General features: G+C 66.5%; 2 protein-coding genes. One reads left to right on the forward strand and one right to left on the reverse strand.

All coding sequences use genetic code 11. The features are described 5' to 3' along the window. Nucleotides 1-128: HTH domain-containing protein (locus tag Mth01_RS29410; protein ID WP_204019223.1), on the reverse strand; the 128-nt coding region annotated here is incomplete at its 3' end. A gap of 111 nt (nucleotides 129-239) precedes the next feature. Between Mth01_RS29410 and Mth01_RS29415 the strand changes: the two genes are divergently transcribed. Next, on the forward strand, nucleotides 240-662 hold the full coding sequence (locus Mth01_RS29415; protein WP_204019222.1) for a VOC family protein: 423 nt from the start codon (nucleotides 240-242) through the stop codon (nucleotides 660-662). The last annotated feature ends 21 nt before the right edge of the window (nucleotides 663-683 follow it).

Raw genomic sequence — 683 nt, forward strand, 5'->3', positions numbered from 1 at the left:
CGGTCGACGTCCCGGCGGACGGTACGCGCACTGATGTCCAGCCGTTCGGCCAGCAGTGCCCCCGGCCAGTCCCTGCGTGCCTGGAGCAGCGAGAGCAACGCCAGCAGTCGCGCGGAGGTCTTCGGCATGGCCCAATACTGCCGCAAGAAGCGGCCACAACCTGACCTCTTCCCCTGTGACTGTTGTCTCGCGCCGGACAACGGCGTCCAGAAACGACAATCAATGGTCAGGAGCCGAATATGGCCGTCAAGTCCGTGACTCATCTGAACTTCCGTGGCGACGCCCGCGCGGCGCTGGAGTTCTACCAGTCCGTTTTCGGTGGTGACCTCGCCGTCGTCACCTACAAGGACGCCGGGAGCGTGCAGGACCCCGCCGAGGCGGACCGGGTGATGTGGGGCCAGGTGCTCGCCGACAACGGCTTCCACGTGATGGCCTACGACGTGCCCTCGCAGATGCGGTGGAACCAGGGCGAGAACTCCTTCTTCCTCTCCCTGCGTGGCGAGAGCGCGCAGGAGATCACCGCGTACTGGGACAAGCTCTCCGAGGGCGCCACCGTCGTGCAGCCGCTGGGTCCCGCGCAGTGGGCCCCGCTCTACGGCATGCTCAGGGACCGCTTCGGCGTCGTCTGGGTCGTGGACGTCGTGAGCGAGTACAACGGCTGAACATCACACGTGGTGCGGGAG

Source organism: Sphaerimonospora thailandensis (assembly GCF_016863115.1).
GTDB lineage: Bacteria > Actinomycetota > Actinomycetes > Streptosporangiales > Streptosporangiaceae > Sphaerimonospora > Sphaerimonospora cavernae.